18 protein-coding genes are annotated in these 20825 nt (G+C 66.8%); 12 read left to right on the top strand and 6 right to left on the bottom strand.

Annotated features, from left to right (window positions below):
- Nucleotides 1-284: 284 nt before the first annotated feature.
- Nucleotides 285-671: a helix-turn-helix domain-containing protein gene (locus GSQ83_RS00880; RefSeq protein ID WP_158800829.1), complete on the top strand. Its 387-nt coding sequence runs from the start codon at nucleotides 285-287 to the stop codon at nucleotides 669-671.
- Nucleotides 672-829: 158 nt separating this feature from the next.
- The gene (locus GSQ83_RS00875) at nucleotides 830-1912 is read left to right on the top strand and encodes a calcium-binding protein (RefSeq protein ID WP_158800828.1); all 1083 of its coding nucleotides are present in this window, start codon (nucleotides 830-832) and stop codon (nucleotides 1910-1912) included.
- A 138-nt stretch (nucleotides 1913-2050) separates the two neighbouring features.
- On the opposite strand, the gene GSQ83_RS00870 is transcribed toward GSQ83_RS00875, so the two are convergent.
- Nucleotides 2051-4081 carry a hypothetical protein gene (locus GSQ83_RS00870; protein WP_158800827.1) on the bottom strand — a complete coding sequence of 677 codons (2031 nt, stop codon included), beginning with the start codon at nucleotides 4079-4081 and terminating at the stop codon, nucleotides 2051-2053.
- A gap of 232 nt (nucleotides 4082-4313) precedes the next feature.
- Here GSQ83_RS00870 and pstS point away from each other — a divergent pair, with 232 nt between their 5' ends.
- From pstS to pstA, 3 genes are read left to right on the top strand one after another with little or no spacing between them, the layout of a single operon-like run.
- Nucleotides 4314-5414, top strand: coding sequence for a phosphate ABC transporter substrate-binding protein PstS (gene pstS / locus GSQ83_RS00865; RefSeq protein WP_158800826.1), 1101 nt, complete (start codon nucleotides 4314-4316; stop codon nucleotides 5412-5414).
- Nucleotides 5415-5430: 16 nt separating this feature from the next.
- The gene (gene pstC, locus GSQ83_RS00860) at nucleotides 5431-6471 is read left to right on the top strand and encodes a phosphate ABC transporter permease subunit PstC (RefSeq protein WP_158800825.1); all 1041 of its coding nucleotides are present in this window, start codon (nucleotides 5431-5433) and stop codon (nucleotides 6469-6471) included.
- Complete coding sequence (gene pstA / locus GSQ83_RS00855) at nucleotides 6464-7354, top strand: phosphate ABC transporter permease PstA (RefSeq protein ID WP_254065429.1); 891 nt, start codon at nucleotides 6464-6466, stop codon at nucleotides 7352-7354. Before pstC ends, pstA begins: the two co-directional genes overlap by 8 nt.
- Nucleotides 7355-7380: 26 nt before the next feature.
- Here the strand turns inward: pstA and GSQ83_RS00850 are convergent, their stop codons facing one another.
- Nucleotides 7381-7821 (bottom strand): nucleoside deaminase, encoded by a 441-nt coding sequence (locus GSQ83_RS00850; protein WP_158800858.1) that lies wholly within the window; start codon nucleotides 7819-7821, stop codon nucleotides 7381-7383.
- A 139-nt stretch (nucleotides 7822-7960) separates the two neighbouring features.
- Between GSQ83_RS00850 and GSQ83_RS00845 the strand changes: the two genes are divergently transcribed.
- From GSQ83_RS00845 to rsmD, 4 genes are read left to right on the top strand one after another with little or no spacing between them, the layout of a single operon-like run.
- Complete coding sequence (locus GSQ83_RS00845; RefSeq protein WP_216849854.1) at nucleotides 7961-8290, top strand: hypothetical protein; 330 nt, start codon at nucleotides 7961-7963, stop codon at nucleotides 8288-8290.
- Nucleotides 8287-9006, top strand: coding sequence for a gamma-glutamyl-gamma-aminobutyrate hydrolase family protein (locus tag GSQ83_RS00840; RefSeq protein ID WP_158800823.1), 720 nt, complete (start codon nucleotides 8287-8289; stop codon nucleotides 9004-9006). The genes GSQ83_RS00845 and GSQ83_RS00840 overlap by 4 nt, the downstream gene beginning before the upstream one ends.
- The gene (locus GSQ83_RS30220) at nucleotides 9003-9776 is read left to right on the top strand and encodes a pseudouridine synthase (protein WP_158800822.1); all 774 of its coding nucleotides are present in this window, start codon (nucleotides 9003-9005) and stop codon (nucleotides 9774-9776) included. The genes GSQ83_RS00840 and GSQ83_RS30220 overlap by 4 nt, the downstream gene beginning before the upstream one ends.
- A gap of 10 nt (nucleotides 9777-9786) precedes the next feature.
- Nucleotides 9787-10338: a 16S rRNA (guanine(966)-N(2))-methyltransferase RsmD gene (gene rsmD, locus GSQ83_RS00830; RefSeq protein ID WP_158800821.1), complete on the top strand. Its 552-nt coding sequence runs from the start codon at nucleotides 9787-9789 to the stop codon at nucleotides 10336-10338.
- 22 nt (nucleotides 10339-10360) lie between these two features.
- On the opposite strand, the gene GSQ83_RS00825 is transcribed toward rsmD, so the two are convergent.
- Together GSQ83_RS00825 and GSQ83_RS00820 are read right to left on the bottom strand one after the other, a co-directional pair.
- Nucleotides 10361-10999, bottom strand: a complete 639-nt coding sequence (locus GSQ83_RS00825; protein WP_158800820.1) for an NUDIX hydrolase — start codon at nucleotides 10997-10999, stop codon at nucleotides 10361-10363.
- Nucleotides 10996-12000 carry a bile acid:sodium symporter family protein gene (locus GSQ83_RS00820; protein ID WP_158800819.1) on the bottom strand — a complete coding sequence of 335 codons (1005 nt, stop codon included), beginning with the start codon at nucleotides 11998-12000 and terminating at the stop codon, nucleotides 10996-10998. The genes GSQ83_RS00825 and GSQ83_RS00820 overlap by 4 nt, the downstream gene beginning before the upstream one ends.
- A 126-nt stretch (nucleotides 12001-12126) precedes the next feature.
- Here GSQ83_RS00820 and GSQ83_RS00815 point away from each other — a divergent pair, with 126 nt between their 5' ends.
- Nucleotides 12127-14517 carry a hypothetical protein gene (locus tag GSQ83_RS00815; RefSeq protein WP_158800818.1) on the top strand — a complete coding sequence of 797 codons (2391 nt, stop codon included), beginning with the start codon at nucleotides 12127-12129 and terminating at the stop codon, nucleotides 14515-14517.
- 15 nt (nucleotides 14518-14532) lie between these two features.
- On the opposite strand, the gene mfd is transcribed toward GSQ83_RS00815, so the two are convergent.
- Together mfd and GSQ83_RS00805 are read right to left on the bottom strand one after the other, a co-directional pair.
- The gene (gene mfd, locus GSQ83_RS00810) at nucleotides 14533-17976 is read right to left on the bottom strand and encodes a transcription-repair coupling factor (protein ID WP_158800817.1); all 3444 of its coding nucleotides are present in this window, start codon (nucleotides 17974-17976) and stop codon (nucleotides 14533-14535) included.
- Nucleotides 17973-18242 carry a succinate dehydrogenase assembly factor 2 gene (locus tag GSQ83_RS00805; protein ID WP_158800816.1) on the bottom strand — a complete coding sequence of 90 codons (270 nt, stop codon included), beginning with the start codon at nucleotides 18240-18242 and terminating at the stop codon, nucleotides 17973-17975. The genes mfd and GSQ83_RS00805 overlap by 4 nt, the downstream gene beginning before the upstream one ends.
- On the opposite strand from GSQ83_RS00805, the gene recG reads away from it, so the two are divergent.
- Complete coding sequence (recG, locus tag GSQ83_RS00800; RefSeq protein WP_158800815.1) at nucleotides 18241-20352, top strand: ATP-dependent DNA helicase RecG; 2112 nt, start codon at nucleotides 18241-18243, stop codon at nucleotides 20350-20352. The genes GSQ83_RS00805 and recG overlap by 2 nt on opposite strands.
- Nucleotides 20349-20786, top strand: coding sequence for an NUDIX hydrolase (locus GSQ83_RS00795; protein WP_158800814.1), 438 nt, complete (start codon nucleotides 20349-20351; stop codon nucleotides 20784-20786). Before recG ends, GSQ83_RS00795 begins: the two co-directional genes overlap by 4 nt.
- The last annotated feature ends 39 nt before the right edge of the window (nucleotides 20787-20825 follow it).

Genomic DNA, 20825 nt, shown 5'->3' with positions numbered 1-20825 from the left:
GGGGATCCAAGGCGATAGGCCTCGTCCTCCAGCAGTGTGCCGCGGACCAGGATCGCCCAGCTGCGCGGATGACCGGGGGGTAGCGGCGCGCGCGCGGCCTCCTCCACGTCGTTCCATGCTTGGTCGGCAAATAGCGCTTGAGCGAGCGGTATGGGATGAACTAGGTTCCCATCCGTAGGCGGAACATTCTGGTTAAATAACAAGATGACCTCCCCTCTGCGTACGTAAACGATATGTTAGTGCAACTAACATTGAAATGCAATCGCAACGAAAGTGGGTGTGCAATGTCGGTTTTGACGGCGGATCGGATTTTCCGCCCCACACAGGGGCAGCCACAGATCGGTTCCCGGATACGGGAGGCGCGTCAAGCGCTCGGTCTGACGCAGGAAGCCTTGGCTCACAATGTCGGCGTATCCCGAAGTGCGGTGGCACAGTGGGAGACGGAGCGCACGGGGCAGGTGCGCGCCAATCTGACACGCGTCGCGGCGGTGCTCGGCGTGTCGTTGGGCTTTCTGCTGAATGGCGATTCGGGGCCCTGGGCGGACAATGCCGAGACCGCCGATGAATGGGCCTTATTGAGACTGTATAGACAGTTAAGAGAAACGGATCGCCAGGAGATGCTGCGCCTCGCTCGAAGGTTGGTCGCTGCTAGCGACGGGCCTCATCGCTAAACCCGCGCGTAAACCTTAATCTTTGAGCAATCCGAGCATCGCAACGGCGTGAATTTCAGTTGCGATGCAGCACCCGTTCGACCTATTAAATTACTATATCGTAACGTATGTGCATCCCGGGATTGCTGCCCTTTGGGTGCGTTTTAAGGAGGCATTGAATGACTGGCGTGACCGTGGGTGGGGCTCTAGCTCCATTTAATTTTACAGGCCCAAGCTCAGCCTATAACGGATTTGCGCAAGCCGATTTCGCCAGCTTCTTCGGAACTGGCGACGCAATCGGCGCCAACACCGCCGACTACAGCGGTGTGGGATCTGTTCCTGATGCATCCCTGTCGCCAAATGCGACGCTGGCCTTGCTTACGGGCGTGACAGACACGACCGTTCCATCTGACTACCAGTCCTTCTATGACCTGGCGGGCGGCGACACCGTCACCGGCAGCGGCGATCTCGATGTATTCCTGCAAGGCGGTCTGTCGTCCGGCACATCCTTCAACACCGGCACCGGCGACGATAAAATCTATGCTGGCGGTTCCGACACCATAACGGCCAGTTCGGGCAGCAACACCATCATCGGTGGTAGCAGCGGCCCGGTGGTCGTGAATGGCTCGGGTGGCGGCAATCTCTACTTCGTTGGTGGTGCTGGCGCTGTCTCCGTCATCGGTGGCAGCGGTCATTCTACCTTGTTCGGCGGCACTGGCTCGGCGTCGACCTTCCTTGCGGGCGGGGCAGGCAACAACACACTCGTGGGTGGGTCGGGCACTGGTTCGTCGACAATTGGCGGTGGTTTCAACGACGTCGAGTTCGCGCGCGGAAGTGGTCCCATCACCCTCATCGGCGGCACCGGAACCTCCCTCATGGTCGGCGTCACGGGTACGGGCCCCGAGCTTTTCAGCACCAGTCCGGATCCAGCGGGCATTACCGCTACCAATTCAGTAGGCACTACAACTGCTCTAATCGGGCTGAATAAGGCTGCCGATACTGTTGTAGGCGGGACAGGAAGCTCCACGGTCATTGGTGGCGGCACCGGAAACGATACCTACTCGTTCCTGGCCGGTCACGCTGGCGGCGTAGAAACGATCTATAACCTGACAGAAGGGGACAAGATCATATTCGGCAATTATGTGGGCAATGCGATCAAGTCCGAAGGAGTCGTCAATGGCTCGGACGTGATCAAGCTCACAGATGGCACGACGATCAATCTCTTCGGCATAACCCACACGCTCTTCCCGCCGTCAACCTAATCGGTCGAGCGTCGACCACGCTTTACTAAAGGCGCGTCGCCAAAAGGCGATCGTTCCTCGACACGGCCCGTCGCAGCAATGCGCGGGCCGTTTCGCCGCAACGCGGTGCAGGGATCGGCTCGAATCCTCAACCGGTGATCAGGAGAAGGTCGGCTGCGGATTGGCCACGGCGAGGCGGTCGTAATGCCGCAAGATCATGACGAGCTTGAGGAACAACACCGTCACATCCGCCGTCTCCCTGTCCATCCGGGCACTGGGTGGCAGTGGCGCCATCGAAGGCTCGCCCGAGACCAGCCGGGCACCGGCCGACACTCGCAACACGGCAGCGGGCTCGCCGCCGATCCCGATCGCCACCGGCTGACCGATATGGCACCGCCGCCGTATCGCCGCGCGTTCCGCCGGCCCGCGTATCAGGCTCTCGGGCAGCGCTTCGCCGAGATCCGCGTTGAGCCAATGATACACCCGCCGCGCCTCGGCCAGATCCAGGAAACCAGACACCGCGGGGCGCCGCATCGCGAAGCAGCGAATCGTATCGGTCTCCGTCCATTCGCTGACAGACACGGCGTCCGGTTGCAGACGGACCGCTTGCAGTTCGGAATGCTCCGCGATCGCCCCTTCGACATGCCGAATGAAGCGATGCAGCAGCGCTTTGCGCGCTGCGGGAGGAACCGCCGCATAGGCCTCCATCTCGGCTAGCGCCGCGTGCCAGCGCAGGCAAAGTCCATGATTACCCGCGCTGTCCAGGGCCGTCGCGGCGAAAATGCCCTCCGGCCATTCCAGCGCGTCGCTATAATCGACGAGACCGCTTGGCAGCTCTCCGCCGTTCAGGCGCTCCAAGACGCGTCCCGGCGCCACAACCGCGCCAGCGAAGGGCGGCCCGGTGAAGAACTTCGACCCGGTGACCAGCACTATCCAGCCGCGCTCGAGGAACCCGCGTACTGCGCCGTCCTCTAGTCGCGCCTGGCAGGCATCGACCACGATGTCGAAGGCACCGGCATAACACGCGCCGAGTGCTTCGGCACAGGCCAGGCTCGGCGCGCGCAGGCCGGTCTTGGAAACGTCGAGAACATGCAGCAATGGGCGCCGTCCGGTGGCGATCGCCGCCTTCACCGCTGCCACGCAATCCGCATCAACCTCCGCCGCTGAGCGCGGCCCGCCATCGGCCGAGCGCACCGGGATCGAGACCAGGCTGGTACCCGGCCGAAACCCGGCGATTGGTTCACCCTTTGGCACCATGGCGCCCGCCGCGGCATCGACCGCGAAGTGCCGCCCCACCGCCGCCAGCGGCACGCCGCTCCCGGTTTCCTCCGGTGCGATCAGAATGTTGGTGACGGGCAAAGGTCCAGACGCTTGTGCCAAGGCAAGCGCGATCAGTTCGCAATCCGTGCCCGAGGCGGCGAGAACGACACCCGCGCCCTGCGGCAGCCGATAAAAGTCCGCGATCCCCCGGCGGATGGCCGCAGTCTCCGCCGCCACCGCCCCGCGCCGATGGCTTTGCAGCGCGCCACCCATCATCCGTCGCCGTGCCTCTTCTGCACCACGAAAGCCGCGCTCCGAACAGGACGAAGCGGTCGAGGAGGCGAAGGTAATCGCCCAGGGGCGCGGCCGATGACTGCAGCCATAGCCATTGAGCCCGGTGATCGGGTTGTTCCCAAGGCGAATGTCGCCGCCCTGTTCCATCAGCCATTCCGTCGGGCCGATCAGCGGCCAGGCCTCGCTCAGCCTCTCATGATCCGCCCGATCCAGCACCTCGGCCGCCGCCGCCGGCTGGTGCGCGGAAAGCCGGGTCCAGATGAGGCGACACAGACTGAGGTCGGGGGCCGATCGCCCCGCCAGCGGCGCGATCCAGGCAGGCAACGAAACCCCGCCATCGCTCGCCGTCTCCAGCCCGATCGCCAGCGCCGCGCAGCGGGCGGCGGCAAGCCCCGCGACTGGCGCCGCGCAAAGTCCGCTGAGCCACCCTAGCTCCAGCCCATGGCGTAGATGAAACAGCGCCTCGGCCCCGCTCGGCAGGGCCGAGGCGCCGAACGTCACTTGCCGGGGTCCGGAGACTGTGAACGGCAGACCGAGCGGTCCATCCGTCCGGATCGCCATTCCGGCCATCAACAGGCCAAGTTCGGGGTGGCGACGGATCGCGGGATGCGCGGGGGCAAGCGACTCAAGTTCCATGCATCGGACCTCGGGGAGAATTATCTTCTGGCAAGCGGGCCTGCGGTAGCGACTATCGCCATCCGCCTCGGCATGCCACGATTTTCTTGGCCGGTCGCCGCGTCATCGCGGGGAGGTCGTGGGCCGATGTCATAAAACTGCAACGCGACTGTCATCGTCGCGCCAGCTATCCCACCCTAAAGCGAGGCCGCAGCCGCCTTGGCCGCGTGCCTCCCCGCTTTGGAGATTACCCATGACCGACCGCCTTCGGGCCGCGCGGCTAACCCGCGCGCAATTTCTGAGATCAACCGGCGTCGCCGCGGCGCTGCTCGTTGCCCCGAACCTCCTGCCGAGCGCTCATGCCGCCGATTCGGTCACAATCCTCGAAACCGGGTCGAGCCTCCTCTATCCGCTCTTCAACCTTTGGGTCGCCGGCTACCAGAAGACTTCGCCCGGCCTGCGCGTGACGACTCAAAGCACGGGCAGCGGCACCGGAATCGCCCAGGCGGTCGCCGGCATCGCGCAGATCGGTGCTTCGGACGCCTACGTCGCGACGCCGATGATGCGCAAAAACCCGAACCTGCTGAACATCCCGCTCGCCATCTCGGCGCAGAACGTCGTCTATAATCTGCCCGGCCTCAATGGCGGCCACCTCAAGCTCAGCGGCCCCGTGCTCGCCGGCATCTATGGCGGCAAGATCACCTCCTGGGACGATCCGGCTATCGCCAAGCTGAACCCCGGCGTCGCTCTGCCCAAGCACGGCATCGTGCCGCTTCATCGCACTGACGGGAGCGGCGATACCTTCATCTTCACCCAGTATCTTTCATTCTCGACGCCCGACTGGATGAACAGCGTCGCCTATGGCACCACCGTCAGCTGGCCGGCGCTGCAAGGCGGCATCGGCGCCATCGGCAATCCCGGCATGGTGCAGACCACGCAGCAGAACCCCTACTCGATCTCCTATATCGGCGTGAGCTTCGCCAAGCAGATTACAGCCGCCGGCCTCGGCACCGCGATGCTGCAGAACAAGGACGGCAATTTCCTGCTGCCTACCACCGAGACGGTCACCGCCGCCGCCGAGGGTCAGATCGACAAGACCCCGAAGGACCAGCGCATCAGCCTGATCTTCGCGCCCGGCCCCCAGGCCTATCCGATCATCAACTATGAATACGCCGTCGTAAGCAGCCGCCAGTCCAGCGAAGCCATGGCGAAAGCGATCCGCGGCCTGCTCGATTGGGCCGTCGACCCCGCCGGCGGCAGCGCCGCGTCCTACCTGGACGCCGTGCACTTCATCCCGCTGCCCGAGAAGATCCGCGCGATGAGCCGCGCCCAGATCGCGCAGATCGCTTCATAGTCTGATGAGCGAGAGGATGATCGGTACGCCTGCCGGAGTGACCTCGGAAGGCGTCGCCCGGCCAGGCGTCGGCTCCCGACGGATCCGCAGCGGCGTCGGCCCCGGTCCGTTTCGCCTGGCGCTTTTGGGCCTGGCGGCGATCATCCCTCTCGTGATCGTCGCGGTGCTGCTGTTCCTGCTGATCTATGCCTGGCCCGCGATCCGCTTCAACGGCCTCGGCTTCCTCTTCACCAAGACCTGGGACCTCGGCAATCTTTACGCCGATCCGGTGCCGAAGCATGGCGTACTCGCGCCGATCGGGGCGCAATACGGCAGCCTTGTCTTTGTCGCGGGCACTCTGCTGAGTTCGGGCATCGCGCTCCTTATCGCGGTGCCGGTCAGCCTCGGCATCTCGATCTTCCTAGCCGAGGGTGTCGGCGCGAAGTTCCGCACGCCCTTCGCCATCGTGGTCGAAATGCTCGCCGTGGTGCCGAGTGTGGTTTACGGCCTCTGGGGTGTCACCGTGCTGGTACCGCTCGTCGCCCATGTCTTCGCCCCGGCCATTGCCGCCGTGCTCGGCTTCATCCCCTTCTTCGGCGCCTCTGGCGGCGGCGGCTTCGGCCTCCTCGCGGCCTCGCTCGTGCTCGCGCTCATGGTCATCCCGATCATCACGATCACCGTCTACGACGCCCTTACCCGCGTTCCGCGCGAGGCGAAGGAAGCGGCCTATGCTCTGGGCACCACCAAGTTCGAGATGGTGAGCCGAACCATGCTCCCGATGGTCCGCCCGGCGATCATCGGCGCCGTCATCCTCGGTCTCGGCCGCGCCCTGGGGGAGACCATGGCGGTGCTGATGGTCTCAGGCGGCGCGCTGAACTACCTGCCGCATTCGATCATGAGCCCGATCAGTACCATGGCCTCTTTCATCCTATCGCAGCTCGACAGCGCCGAGCAGGATCCCTCCGGCCTGGCTGTGCAGTCGCTCGCCGAAATCGCCATCGTGCTTTTCGTGATCACGGTGCTCGTCAATGCCGTGGCCAGGTTGCTGGTCCGGTCGGGGAGCAACGCCCGTGGCTGACCTTTCCGCGACACGCGGCTCGATGCTCGAGGCCGCCATCGGCAAGTCGGTTCCACGCTCGGTATCATGGCGCCGCGCGCGCAGCAGCATCGGCTGGTGCCTCTGCATCATCGCTTTCCTTCTGGTGGCGGTGCCGCTCGCTGATATCATCGTGCTGGTCGTGGTGCGCGGCTTTTCTGCCTTCACGCCGCAGCTCTTCACCCAGATCACGCAAGGCGTCAGCGGCGGGCTTCTCAACGCGATAACCGGCACCTTGCTGCTTTCGCTCGGCGCGCTGATCATCGGTGTGCCGGTGGGGGTCGGCGGCGGTATCTACCTTGCCGAATTCGGCAATGGCCGCTTCGGGTCGCTCGTCCGCTTCCTTGCGGATGTGCTGACCGGCGTGCCCTCGATCGTGCTGGGCTATTTTTCCTATGTCACGATGGTCATCTGGCTCGGCTGGCAGTTCTCCGCCTTGGCCGCGGCGATCACCCTCGCGATCATCATCCTGCCCTACATGGCGAAGCTGACGGAGCTGGTGATGCGCCAGATCCCCGTGCCGATGCGGGAAGCCGCCTATGCCCTTGGTGCCACGGAGAGTATGGTGGTGATCCGCGTCCTGCTGCCGGTGGCGCGGCCGGGCATCGTCACCTCGATCCTCCTCGCTTTGGCGATCTCGGTCGGCGAGACGGCGCCCCTGATCTACACGGCCGGGTGGTCGAACTACGTCTGGAACGGCCGCTTCACGCATGAGCCGGTGGGCTACCTCACCTATGTGATCTGGAGCTTCATCAACCAGCCCTTCGCCTCGGCCCATGCCTTGGCCTTCGCGGCGGCGCTTCTGGTGATGCTGACGGTATTGGTGATCAACCTCGGCGCACGCGCGGTGCTGCGTAAGGCTTGAGGGGTGTGATCACCGAACCGCCGCCCTTATCGCCGAGCCGCGAAGAACGCCCGCAATACCTCCCTGCATTCCGCCTCGCGGACCCCACCCACCACTTCGGGCCGGTGATGGCAGGAGGTGGCGTCCAGCACCCGCGCCCCATGCTCCACCCCGCCGCCCTTCGGGTCATAGGCGCCGAAAACGATCCGGCTGACGCGGAAGAAGCTTGCCGCCTGGGCGCACATCGGGCAGGGCTCCAGCGTCACAACCAGACTGCAGCCTGGCAGCCGGGGCGACCTCACCAGCCGGGCCGCCGCCCGCAGCGCCAGCAGCTCCGCATGCGCGCCCGCATCGCAATCCGCTTCAGTCCGGTTGCCCGCCCGAGCCAGCACCCGGCCGGCGGCGTCCAGCACCACCGCGCCGACCGGCACTTCGCCGCGGTCCGCCGCCGCGCGAGCCTCCTCCAGGGCGATCTCCATCGAGTCCATAACGGCTTCTTGCCGGGTGCCGGTCATCCGGTCCAGGCCGGTGGACCGTCCCCGCGCCTCATGGCATTTAGGCGCCATGAGCAGCCGATCGCCGAGACCCACCCCGAGCACCGCCCAGCGCCCGCTATCGCATGCCATCATGGACCTGCACCGCGCCCTGCTGCATGCCGAGGCACGCAAGGTCGGCATCGCCGACGAACCCTACAAAATGCTGGCGGCCGCTCTCGGGGACGAGCGCTTCGCCTGGCTGAAGCCCCTCAGCGACCTCATCGTGACACTCGATGAGGCCGGTGCCCAAGGCACCCTGCCGGACAACACAGCCCTCGCCCCCTTTGTCGCCAAGGCGCGGGACCTCACCGCGCCGGGCAGCCTGGTTTACCTGCGTGCCGGAGCCCTAGCCCCCGAGGCGCCCGGTATCCGTGAAGCCCAGGCCACGCTTGCCGACGTGCTTGGGATGCTCGGTGCATGAAAGCCCGGCCGCGCCCTCTCATCGGCATCACGCTGGATAGCGAGGAGCCGGGCGGCTACTCCAAATACCCCTGGTACGCGCTACGCCAGAACTACATGAGCGCGGTCGCGTCGGCTGGTGGCCTGCCCGTCGCTCTGCCCCATGACCCCGAACTCGCCGATGATTGGCTCGACCGCATCGACGCCCTCATCGTCACGGGCGGCGCCTTCGACGTCGATCCCGCCATGTATGGCAATGCCGATCGCCACGACACCGTCGTGCTCAAGACCGGCCGCACGGCCGCCGAACTCGCCCTCCTGTGTGGCGCTCTCGGCCGGGACATGCCGCTGCTCGGCATCTGCGGCGGCGAGCAGCTTCTCGCCGTGGCGCTTGGCGGCAGCCTCATCCAGCACATCCCGGACAGCATTCCAGGCCACCTGCCGCATGAGCAGAAGACGCGGCACGACGAGCCTGGCCACCCCGTCGCCCTTACCGCCGGCAGCCTGCTCGCCCGCATCGCGGGAAGCGACCGGATGATGGTGAATACCTCGCACCACCAAGCGGTGCGCGATGCCGGGCCCGGCGTCACCGTCAATGCCGTGGCGCCCGACGGCGTGGTCGAGGGCATCGAGGACCCGCGCTACCGCTTCTGCCTCGGCGTCCAGTGGCACCCGGAATTCAACACCGACCCCGCCGACCGCCGCATCTTCGCGGCCCTGATCGCCGCCTGCGCATGACCGACGAAGACAGCGGCGCCCCTGCCGCCGCCCCGGCTGTCGAGCGTGGCGAGCGCATCGCCAAATGGCTCGCGCGAGCCGGTGTCGCCAGCCGCCGCGACGTCGAAAAGATGCTGTCGGAGGGCCGCATCAAGCTCAACGGCAAGCTACTCGACCATCCGGCGAGCTTCGTGACGCCCGGCGATGTGGTGCAGGTCAACGGCAAGGTCATCGAGGCCCCGGCCCGCACCCGGCTCTTCCGCTACCACAAGCCGGAAGGGCTGATGACGACGCATAAGGATCCCGAGGGACGCCCCACCGTCTTCGAGAAACTGCCGCCCGGCCTGCCGCGCCTCATCAGCATCGGCCGCCTCGATCTCAACAGCGAGGGATTGCTGCTCCTCACCAATGACGGCGCGCTCGCGCGGCTGCTGGAGCGGCCGGAAACCGGCTGGCTGCGCCGCTACCGCGTCCGCGTGAACGGCTATGTCGACGAGAAGGCTTTGGCCGCGCTTTCCCACGGTGTGACGGTGGAAGGCGAGCGCTATGGCCCGATCGACGCGGGCCTCGACAGCCGCAAGGGCGACAACGCCTGGCTCTCCATTGGTCTGCGCGAAGGCCGCAACCGAGAAGTCCGCCGCGTCATGGCCCATCTCAACCTGCAAACTTCGCGCCTCATCCGGATCGCCTACGGTCCCTTTCAGCTCGGCCTGTTGCCCCGTGGGTCGGTGGAGGAAGTGCCGGCCAAGATCCTGCGCGAGCAGCTCCCAAAGGCCGCCACGGCCCAGTGAGCGCCGCGAGGTGAGGATTGTTGGGGGCCGCTTCCGTCGCCGGCAGATTGTCGCCCCATCGGGCTGGGCCACGCGCCCCACCTCCGACCGCGCCCGGCAGGCGCTCTTCGACATGCTGATGCACGCCCCTTGGGCCGATGGGGACATCATCGGCGCCACGGTCCTGGACGCCTTCGCGGGCACCGGGGCGCTCGGCCTGGAAGCCTTGTCACGCGGCGCGGGCACGGCCCATTTCATCGAGCGAGACGCCAAGGCCCTGGCCGCGCTCCGCCGCAACATCGCGACCTTCGGGGTGGAAGCTGCGTGTCAGGTGGTGCCCGGCGACGCGACACGACCGCCACCGGGCTCTCCCTGCGGTCTCGTGTTTCTCGATCCGCCTTACGGCAAGGACCTCGTGCCAAAGGCGCTCGGGGCCCTGATCACCCAGGGCTGGATCGCGGCGAATGCGCTCATCGTGGCGGAGGTCGGCATCGACGATCCGCTCACTCTGAATGTCGCGCCTTTGGACGACCGCCGTTACGGCGCGGCGAGGGTCGTCGTCTGCAGGGTAACACCTCAGTAAACGCCACCCGCAGCGACCAGCCTCAATCGTATTCCGTCTCCATGTCCGGTTGGCGGTAATGCGCGAACATCCGCGCGAGCTGGCGCGGCAGAACGCGGCCGAGTGATAGGTCCGCGGGCAGCGCATCCTCCGCAAAGAAACCCACTTCACTTGTCTCCAAGCTCGTGCGAGCCGAACCGCCGGTCACCGCGCAGAGGTAGAACAGCTTGACGATGGAAAAGAGCCCGGGTGGCGTATGTCCCTGGGCTGCGCGATCCCAGCAGGCCGCGAGCTTCACCACGGAGACCTCGAAGCCCGATTCTTCCCGCGCCTCTCGCACCACGCTCTGCGCCGGTGTCTGGTTCACATCCGCCCATCCGCCAGGCAGCGTCCAGCGGCCGTCATCCGCCGCTTCGCGCACCATCAGGATGCGGCCTTCCGCATCGAAGACCGCCGCGCGGACATCGACTTTCGGCGTTGCATAGCCACGCTCGGCGCCAAACAGCGCAGCGAGACGCGGTGCGTCCTCCTCGCTATGCGCCTCGATGATTCGCGCGGCCAAAACAGTCAGCGCCTGATAGCGCTCGACGTCATAAGGATCTTTTGTGAAAGCGAGGCCGGACTGCGCCGTCGCCTGGATTTCCCGCGCCCATAACAGCCACTCGGGCTCGACATCGCTCATTCGGCCGCCACCGCTCGCGCAGCGTCCGCTGCCTCCGCCTCCCGCGCGTAGCGTTTCGCGAGCACGGCGCAGATCATCAGCTGCATCTGGTGGAAGATGATGAGCGGCAACAAAATAAGCCCCACCGTGGCCGGGCTGAACAATACATTCGCCATCGGCACCCCCGTCGCGGCGCTTTTCTTCGAACCGCAGAAAACGATGGTGACCTCCTCCGGCCGTTTGAAGCCCAAAGCGCGGCTGCCATAGGTCGTGATCAGCAGCACAACGGTAAGCAGCACGGCATTCGCCAAAACGATTTCGCCAAACCGATAAAGCGGCAACTCATGCCAGATGCCGCGCATCACCGCCGCGCTGAAGGCTGTATAGACGACCAGGATCACTGAGCCGCGATCGGTGAACTTTAAGATTTCGCGGTTCCGCGCCGCCCAGCCGCCGATCCATGGCCGCAACAGCTGGCCCAGGACGAAGGGCAACAGCAGCTCCAGGAAAATGCTGCCGACAGACTCCAGCCCGCTGCTGCCTCCGGTGCCGTGCGTCTTGAGCAGCAGCGTGGTCAGTAGCGGCGTCACCACCACGCCAAGCAGGGTCGAGGCGGTCGCCGCACAGATCGCCGCCGGGACATTGCCATGCCCGATCGAGGTGAAGGCGATCGAGGATTGCACCGTCGACGGCAGCAGGCAGACATAAAGCAAACCGATCAGGATCGTCGGGCTCAGCGCGTGCGGAAACAGCGCCTGGAAACCAAAGCCGAGCAACGGGAACAGCAGAAAGGTCGAAGCCAGGATCAGCACATGCACGCGCCACTGCGCGATGCCCGCGATCACCGCCTCGCGCGACAGCCGCGCGCCCTGAAGGAAAAACATGATGGCGATCGCCAGCGTGGTCAGCGCATTGAAGATCCGCGCGCCGACCCCGTGGCAGGGCAACACTGAGGCAACCCCCACGCTCGCGACAATCGCGAGGGTAAAGCCGTCGGGAAGGTATCCAAAAACACGACGCATGCGCGAGCGTATCGCAGCGCGAGACAGAGGGCGATCCCACCATCCGCGCATCTTCCCTTCGCCCGTCGCTTGTCGGCCAAGCCCCCTTCGGATACCGTTGAAATCCAAAAAAAGAGGCTAGCGATCGTGGTCCTTAGTCGCCGCTCCGCGCTGCTCATCCCCGTCCTCGGAGCAGCCAGCGCGCTGCTCTCACCGGCCTTCGCACAATCCGCCGGGACAGCGCCCTCGCCGGTCGCAAGCTGGCCGCATTCCATGACTGTGCACGGCGCCACCATCACCATCTACGAGCCGCAGGCCATCGAATGGCCCGACCGGACGATGCTGCGGGCGCGTGCGGCGATTTCCATCACGCCGCCAGGCGCCACCCAGGCAATCATCGGCACGATCGAATTCCAGGGTGCGACCCAGGTCGATCTCGACACGCAGCTCGTGACCTTCTCCTCCCCGACAGTGCTCTCGTCGAAATTCCCCTCGCTCGACACCGATCAGGCCGTCCAGCTGGAAGCGCGCATCAAGGCTTTCGTCTCCACGATGCCGGTGAAGGAAGTGCCGCTGAACACCATCCTGCTCAGCCTCAACGAGAAGCCGGTGGATGTGCCGGTCGACAACACGCCACCGCAGATCTTCTACAGCGCACGTCCCGCGAGCCTCGTGGTCTTTGACGGCTCGCCGACCTTGGCGCCAATCGGCTCGACCGGCCTCTCCTTCGCCGTCAATACGAATTGGGACGTGGTGTACGACGCCGACGCGGGCGGCACCTGGTATCTCCTGAACAACGGCAGCTGGCTCATCGCGCCCGCCGCGACCGGACCCTATGAGCCCGCCGGTGCGCTCCCCGCCGCCTTTTCCCAAATCCCGTCCGATGAAAACTTCGCAACCCTGCGCAAGAACGTTCCCGGCCGCCCCTTCACGGGCACCAGCATTCCGACCATTTTCGTCTCGACCAAGCCGGCGGAGATCATCGTCACGGCCGGGGCGCCAGCTTTCAAACCGATACCCGGCACGGCGCTGCAAGCGGTGACGAATACCGGCGCCACGCTGATCAAGGACACGGCCGACGGGAATCTCTACTACCTCGTCTCAGGCCGCTGGTTTTCGGCCCCCTCGCTCTACGGTCCCTGGACCTTCGCGACACCCAATCTGCCGACCGATTTCTCGCTGCTGCCGCCGGACAGCGCCTATGGCAATCTGCTGCCTTCGGTTCCCGGCACGGCGGCGGCCCAGGCGGCGGTGCTGAAGGCGCAGATCCCGGTGCAGGCCTCGCTGTCGCGTCAGACGGCGAAAGTGACAGTGACCTACGTCGGCGCCCCGCAGTTCAAGCCGATCCCCGGCACGGCGCTGCAATATGCCGTCAACACGACCTTCCAGGTCATCCAGACCGGCGGCCGCTATTACGTCTGCTACCAGGGCGCCTGGTTTACCTCGGCCAGTCCGACCGGTCCCTGGGTGCTGGCGAGCAGCGTGCCGAACGAGATCTACACGATCCCGCCCTCGAGCCCGCTGTACAACGTCACTTACGTGAAGGTTTACAGCTCGACGCCGGCGGCAGTGACCTACGGCTACACGGCCGGCTATCTGATGGGCTTCGTGACCGCTGGCGTCCTGGCTTACGGCACCGGCTATTACTACCCGCCGGTCGTCGTCGCAGCCCGTATTCCGGCCTATCTGCCATATCCCTATTCCTACGGCGGCAACGTCTATTACAGCTCCGCCACCGGCACCTGGGCGCGCGGCGGCACTGTCTACGGCCCGTATGGAAGAGCGGCCACCGGCGGCACCGCCTACAATCCAGCGACCGGAGCCTATGCGCGGGGCGGCGCGGTCTATGGCCCCTATGGCGGCGCGGGGGCTTGGTCCGCCTATAATCCCAGCACCGGAACCTATGCCCATGGCAGCGCCGCCTGGAATGGCAGCAGCGGCACGGCGCATGCGTCCTTCGCCAATCCGCGCTACGGCGTCGCGGGCAGCACGACGCAGAACGCCAACGCCTATGGGCGCTGGGGATCGAGCACGGTGTCAGGCCCGAACGGCACGGTGAACACGGCGAGCGCCAGCAACAGCCGAGGCTCGGCCGGCGCCTTCAACGCCAGCAATGGCGCTCAGGGCGCGGCGGTCCATGGCGCCAACGGCAACAACGCGGCCGTCGTGAAGGGTTCGGGCGGCAACGTCTATGCCGGGGCAAACGGCAATGCCTACAAGAAGACCAACAGCGGCTGGCAGACTTACAACAATGGGTCCTGGCAGTCGGTCAACACGCCCAAGACCAACTCCACGGCCACGCGCAGCCAGACGACTCAGCGCAGCACCACCTACAACCAGACATCCACCTCGGCGCGCCAGTACCACGCCCAGGCCCCGGCGACGCGCCAGAACTACGCCAGCACCGCGAGCCGCCCCACCATGGGCACCCAGGAATACGGCCAGCTCAACCGCGACTATCAGGCGCGCCAGTTTGGCGGCGGCTACAATCGCGGCGGCGGTGGTTATGGCGGCGGCGGTGCACGCAGGCGCTGGTAGTTTCAGCACCAGCCCTCAGGCCGCCTTCGCCTCTCCCGCGAGCCGCGCCAGATTGCCCAGCACGTCCTTCGCGACCTTGATCCGCCGCCCGACATCCATCTCGCCCGGCACGACCAGCTTGTGATCCGGCCGCAGCTTCATCGTGCTGCCGCGTGACCCCATCCACGGAATGAGCCCCGCCGGATTGCGGAAGGAATTGCCCCGGAAGGTCAGCACCATCCCCTTCGGCCCAGCCTCCAGCTTCTCCACCCCGGCCTCCCGGCAAACCCGCTTGAGCGTCATCACCTGGAGCAGGTTCTCGACCTCCTCGGGCAGCGGCCCGAAGCGGTCCACTAGCTCCGCCGCCATCGCCTCGGTTTCCTCGGGCGAGGACAGCGCGCCGATGCGGCGATACAGCCCAAGCCGGACCGGCAGATCCTTCACGAAGGTCTCGGGGATGAGCACCGGCAGCCCCAGCCCAATCGTCGGCGTCCAATCCCGCTCGGACGCCCGCCGCTTGCCGCGCTCGGCCCGCAGGTCGGCGACCGCATCCTCCAGCATCTGCTGATACAGCTCGATGCCGACCTCGCGGATATGTCCGCTCTGCTCGTCGCCCAGCAGATTGCCGGCGCCGCGAATGTCGAGGTCGTGGGAAGCGAGGGTAAAGCCCGCGCCTAGCGTATCCAGCGTCTGCATCACATCCAGCCGCTTCTCCGCCGCCGGCGACAGCCGGTGGTTCGCTGGCCAGGTCAGATAAGCGTAGCCGCGCTGCTTCCCGCGCCCGACGCGCCCGCGTAGCTGATATAGCTGGCCGAGCCCGAACATGTCCGCGCGATGAATGATCAGCGTATTGACCGCCGGCATATCGAGTCCGCTCTCGACGATATTGGTCGAGAGCAGCACGTCATACTTGCCGTCGCCGAACTCGGTCATGACGCGTTCGAGTTCGGTGGGCGCCAGCCGCCCATGCGCCATCGCGACCCGGACATCCGGCACGATTTCCGACAAGCGCTTACCCATGCGGTCGAGATCCTCGACGCGCGGAACCACGCAGAAGATCTGGCCGCCACGGAACCGCTCGCGCTGGATCGCTTCGCGGATCACCAGCCCGTCGAACGGCATGATGAAGGTCCGCACCGCCAGCCTATCCACGGGCGGCGTCGCGATGATGCTCATCTCGCGCACCCCGGTAAGGGCAAGCTGCAGCGTGCGCGGAATAGGCGTCGCGGTCAGCGTCAACACATGCACGTCGGCTTTCAGCGACTTAAGCCGTTCCTTATGCGCGACGCCGAAATGCTGTTCCTCATCGACGATGACCAGGCCGAGATCGTTGAAGGTGATCGACTTGGCGAGCAGCGCGTGGGTGCCCACCACGATATCGATCGAGCCATCGGCCACACCGGCCCGCACCACCGCCGCTTCCTTGGCCGTCACCATCCGCGAGATCTGCGCGACCTTCACCGGCAGCCCGGCGAAGCGCGCCGAGAACACGCGGAAATGCTGGCGCGCGAGCAAAGTCGTCGGCACCACGACCGCGACCTGACTGCCCGACAGGGCCGCGACGAAAGCGGCCCGCAGCGCCACTTCCGTCTTGCCGAAGCCGACATCGCCGCAGATCAGGCGATCCATCGGCCGGCCGGCGGCCATATCCTCCAGCACATCGGCAATGGCGCGGCTCTGGTCCTCGGTCTCCATGAAGGGAAAGCGGGCGCAGAATTCGTCCCACATGCCCTCGGCCGGGGCGAGGCTGGCGGCCTCGTGCAACCGCCGTTCGGCGGCAATGCGGATGAGACCGGCCGCCATGTCGCGGATCCGGCTCTTGGCCTTGGCCTTGCGATTCTGCCAGGACACGCCGCCGAGCTTGTCGAGCGCCACGCCGCCGGTCTCGGCGCCGAAGCGCGACAGGATCTCGATATTCTCGACCGGCAGGAACAGCTTGTCGCCGCCATCGTACAGCAGCCGCAGACAGTCATGCGGCGCCTCGTTCACCTTGATGGTGACGAGCCCGTCATAGCGTCCGATGCCGTGATCCTCATGCACCACCAGATCGCCCTCGGCGATGTCGGTGGCTTCCGCGATGAACTGGTCAGCGCGCTTGCGCTTGCGCGGCGGACGGCTGATGCGCCGGCCGAGCAAATCCTGTTCGCCCACCACCGCGATGCGGTCGCCGATGAAACCACGCTCGAGCCCAAGCGTGACAAGCGCCACCGTGCCCTGCGGCAAGGCACGCACCGCATCGGCATCGGCGGCGACGCCCACGCGATCGAAGCCATGCTCGCGCAGCAGCGCGCCGAGGCGCTCGCGCGAGCCGTCCGTCCAGGCCGCGACGACCAGCCGCTTCTTGTCCTTCGCCCATTTCTCCTGGCTCTCACGCAGCTTGTCGAAGAGATCGGGCTGCAACTCGCCACCCGGCGCGAAGATCGGAGCGGGACGGCCGCCGCCATCGACGCCGGCGGCGCTGCCGTCCGGTTTGGCGAACGGGCTGAAGGCGAAGGCGGTGGTCTGCGCCAGCATCCCGTCCCATTCGGCACGGTCGAGGTAAAGCCGCTCGGAGGGCAGGGGACGATACGGCGTCTCGCCATCCCGTGGCGGCACCTGCCGCGCCTGGAAGTGGTCGGCGATCATCTCCAGCCGGGACTCCAGCACCTCCTCCGCCTGATGGTCGAGCGAGATGGTGGCGCCGGGCAGGTAGTCGAGCAGCGTTTCCATGGCGTCATGGAACAACGGCACCCAATGCTCCATGCCCGGATGCCGCCGCCGGTCGGAGATCGAGTGGTAGAGCGGGTCGTCCGCCGCCGCCTGGCCGAAGATCTCGCGCCAGGCCGTGCGGAACCGCGCGACGCTCTCGGGATCCAGCGGCACCTCGGACACGGGATGCAGTTCGAGGCCCTTCACCGCCTCGCCGCTGCGCTGCGTATTGGGGTCGAAGCGCCGCATGCTCTCGATGCTGTCGCCGAACAGGTCGAGCCGGATCGGCTCGGGCTCGCCGGCGGGGAACAGGTCGACGATGCCCCCGCGCATGGCGAACTCGCCCGGCTCCATCACCGTCGCCGCCCGCGCATAACCATGCGCTTCGAGATAGGTCGCGAGCACCTCGGGCTGCACGACGCCCCCCGGCTTCAGCGAAAGGCTGGAGCCGCGAAACATCCCGCGCGGCGGCACCCGCTGCACCAGCGCATTGACCGTGGTGAGCACCACGCCCTGACCCAGCCCGCCCGCCGCCAGCCGCGCCAGCGTCGCGATACGCTCGGAGACGATGGCGGGATTGGGCGAAACCCGGTCGTAGGGCAGGCAGTCCCAGGCCGGAAAACGCAGCACCGGGCGCTCGGGCGCGAAGAAGGCGAGGGCGTCTGCCATCCGCGCCAGTCGGGCGTCATCGCGCGCGACATGGATCAGCGGCGCGTCGCTTTCCAGCAGCCGGCGGATGAGCAGGGCGGCATCCCATCCCTCGGGCGCGCCATAGACGGTGAGGAGGCTCATTTCCCGGCGGCTTCCACCATGGCGCGGAGCATGGGATGATCATGCGCCACGGGGATGGGTTGACGCCGCGTCAGCCACTCGGCCAGATCGGGATCGGGCAGGTCGAGTAGAGTCTCCAGCGCGCTCACCTCGGCCTCCGAGAAGCCGGCGAGCCGGGGCGCCACGAAACCGCCGATCAACAGATCGTTCTCATGGGTTCCACGATGAGTGGCGCGAAACAGGAGCCGCCGGCGGCGCGTCTCGAGGTCAGGTTGAGGCTCGGTCATGGATAAGGCGTCCTATACTGACCGACCCGGCCGGTGTCAGCCGCCTGCCGCCCAGACGCTGGCACAAATTCGCGCGCCGCTGACCAGCCTCGCCGGCATAGGCCCGCGACTGGCCGATCCGCTGAAGCGTTTGCTGGGCGGCGCTGAGGTGCTGGATCTGCTCCTCCACATGCCCGACAGCTACATCGACCGCCGCGAACGGCCAAGCCTGAAGGCCGCGAGGCCGGGCAGGGTGGTGACCCTGGCTGTGCAGGTCATGCGGCACGACGCGCCGCAGGGCCGCAACCAGCCTTGGCGGGTCATCGTGACCGACGGTACCGCCTTCGCGGATATTGTGTTGTTTCACCAGGCGCGTCTGTCACAGATGCCGGTGGGCGCCAAGCTGGTGGTCTCCGGCAAGCTGGAAGCCTTCGGCAACAAGCTGACCCTGCCGCATCCCGATTATGTGCTGCCCGAGGAGCGCGCGGGGGAAATGCCGGCGATCGAGCCGGTCTGGCCGCTCACCGCCGGCGTCACCAACCGGGTGATCGGCCGCGCCATGAACGATGCCATGCGGCGTCTCCCGCAACTCCCCGAATGGATCGACCCGCCCCTCGTTGCCCGCGAGCGCTGGCCCGGTTTCGCGACCGCCCTCCGGCTGGTGCAATGCCCGTCCGCCGAGGACAAGGCGCCCGAGCGGGAAAGTGGCCGCCGCCGCCTCGCCTATGACGAGCTTTTCGCCGAACAGCTCTCGCTCGCCCTTGGCAGACAGGCAATGCGGGCGCGGCCCGGCCGCTCGCTGACCGGCGACGGTCACTGGCGAGCGGAGGCGCTGCGCCGCTTCGGCTTCGAGCCCACGCCCTCCCAGCACCAGGCCCTCGCCGAAATCGACCGCGACATGGGGGAGCGCCGCCCGATGCTGCGCCTGCTCCAAGGTGATGTCGGCTCCGGCAAGACGCTGGTAGCCCTGCTCGCCATGCTGCGCGCCGCCGAGGCCGGAACCCAATCCGCCATGATGGCCCCGACCGAGCTTCTGGCACAGCAACACTACCGCACCCTCTCGGCGCTATCCCCCGTCCCGGTCGGCTTGCTCACCGGCTCCGTCTCTCCCTCGGCGCGGCGAGAGGTGCTGGCGGGGCTGGCGGATGGCAGCCTGCCCATCGTCATCGGCACCCACGCGCTGTTTCAGGCATCGGTCACCTTCCAGGATCTCGGCCTCGCGGTGATCGACGAGCAGCACCGTTTCGGTGTCAAGCAGCGCATCAGCCTCGGCGACAAAGGCGACGGCACCGATGTCCTGGTGATGACCGCGACCCCCATACCCCGCACCTTGCTGCTGACCCAATGGGCCGAGATGGAAGTCAGCCGCCTCACCGAGAAGCCGCGCGGCCGTGGTCCGCTCCGAACCACCATACACCCGACCGCCGCCATGCCCGAGGTGATCCGCGCCCTCGCCCGCGCGCTGGACGGCACCGCCCGCATCTACTGGGTCTGCCCGCTGGTCTCCGAAAGCGAGGTGCTCGATGTCGCCGCCGCCGAGGAGCGCTTCGCCCTGCTGCGCTCCCGTTTCGGCGATGTGGTCGGCCTCGCCCATGGCCGGCAGGAGACGCGGGTGCGCGAGGCGGTGCTCGCCGATTTCGCGGCGGGACGCATCCGTCTGCTGGTGGCGACGACCGTGGTCGAGGTCGGCGTGGATGTGCCCGAGGCCACCGTCATGGTCATCGAACATGCCGAGCGCTTCGGCCTCGCCCAGCTCCATCAGCTGCGCGGCCGCGTCGGTCGCGGCACCGCCGATAGTTTCTGTCTTCTGCTGCATGAGGACGAGCTCAACCCCATCGCCCGTGAGCGCCTGACCTTGCTGCGCGACACGCAGGACGGCTTCCTCATCGCCGATGCCGACTTCCGGCTGCGCGGCTCCGGCGAGGCGACCGGCACGCGGCAGTCCGGCCTTCCCGGCTATCGTCTGGCCGATGTGCCGGGCGCGGATGATCTGCGCGAGATCGCCAACAAGGATGCCGCCGTGCTGCTGGAGCGCGACTCCCGGCTGGTCAGCGCGCGCGGCCTCGCCGCCGGCCGCCTGCTCGCGATCTTCGGCAAGGAGGACGGCCTGGCACGGCTGCACGCCGGATGAGCGGCCGCGAATACCCGGCCCGCCCGCTGGTCGGCATCGGCATCGTCGTTCTGAAGCCGCCGGACGAGGTGCTCCTCATCCGCCGAGGCCGCGCCCCGATGATGGGCGCCTGGGGCCTTCCCGGCGGCGGCCAGGAACTCGGCGAGACGGCGGAGGAGGCGGCAAGGCGGGAGCTGCTTGAGGAGACGGGCCTGACCGTGGGCGAGATGCGGCTCGCCGGCGCGGTGGACAGCATCCATCGCGATGAGGCGGGGCGGGTCCGCTACCACTACACCATCCTCGACTTCGCGACGCTCTGGACGGGCGGCGAGCCGGTTGCCCTGTCGGACGCGGCGGCGGTGGTTTGGGCGAGGCTCGATGCCCTGGAACCCTACGCCCTCTGGCACGAGGCGCATCGCATCATCGCGCTGGCGCGGCGGGATTGGGGCGTTTAGCCGCCGTGGTTGGAACGGGCGGGCGGCATCGTCGGCGGT

It is taken from the genome of Acidisoma sp. L85, from assembly GCF_009765865.1.
Classification (GTDB): Bacteria; Pseudomonadota; Alphaproteobacteria; order Acetobacterales; family Acetobacteraceae; genus Acidisoma.
This window is presented reverse-complemented; position numbering and strand designations above follow the sequence as displayed.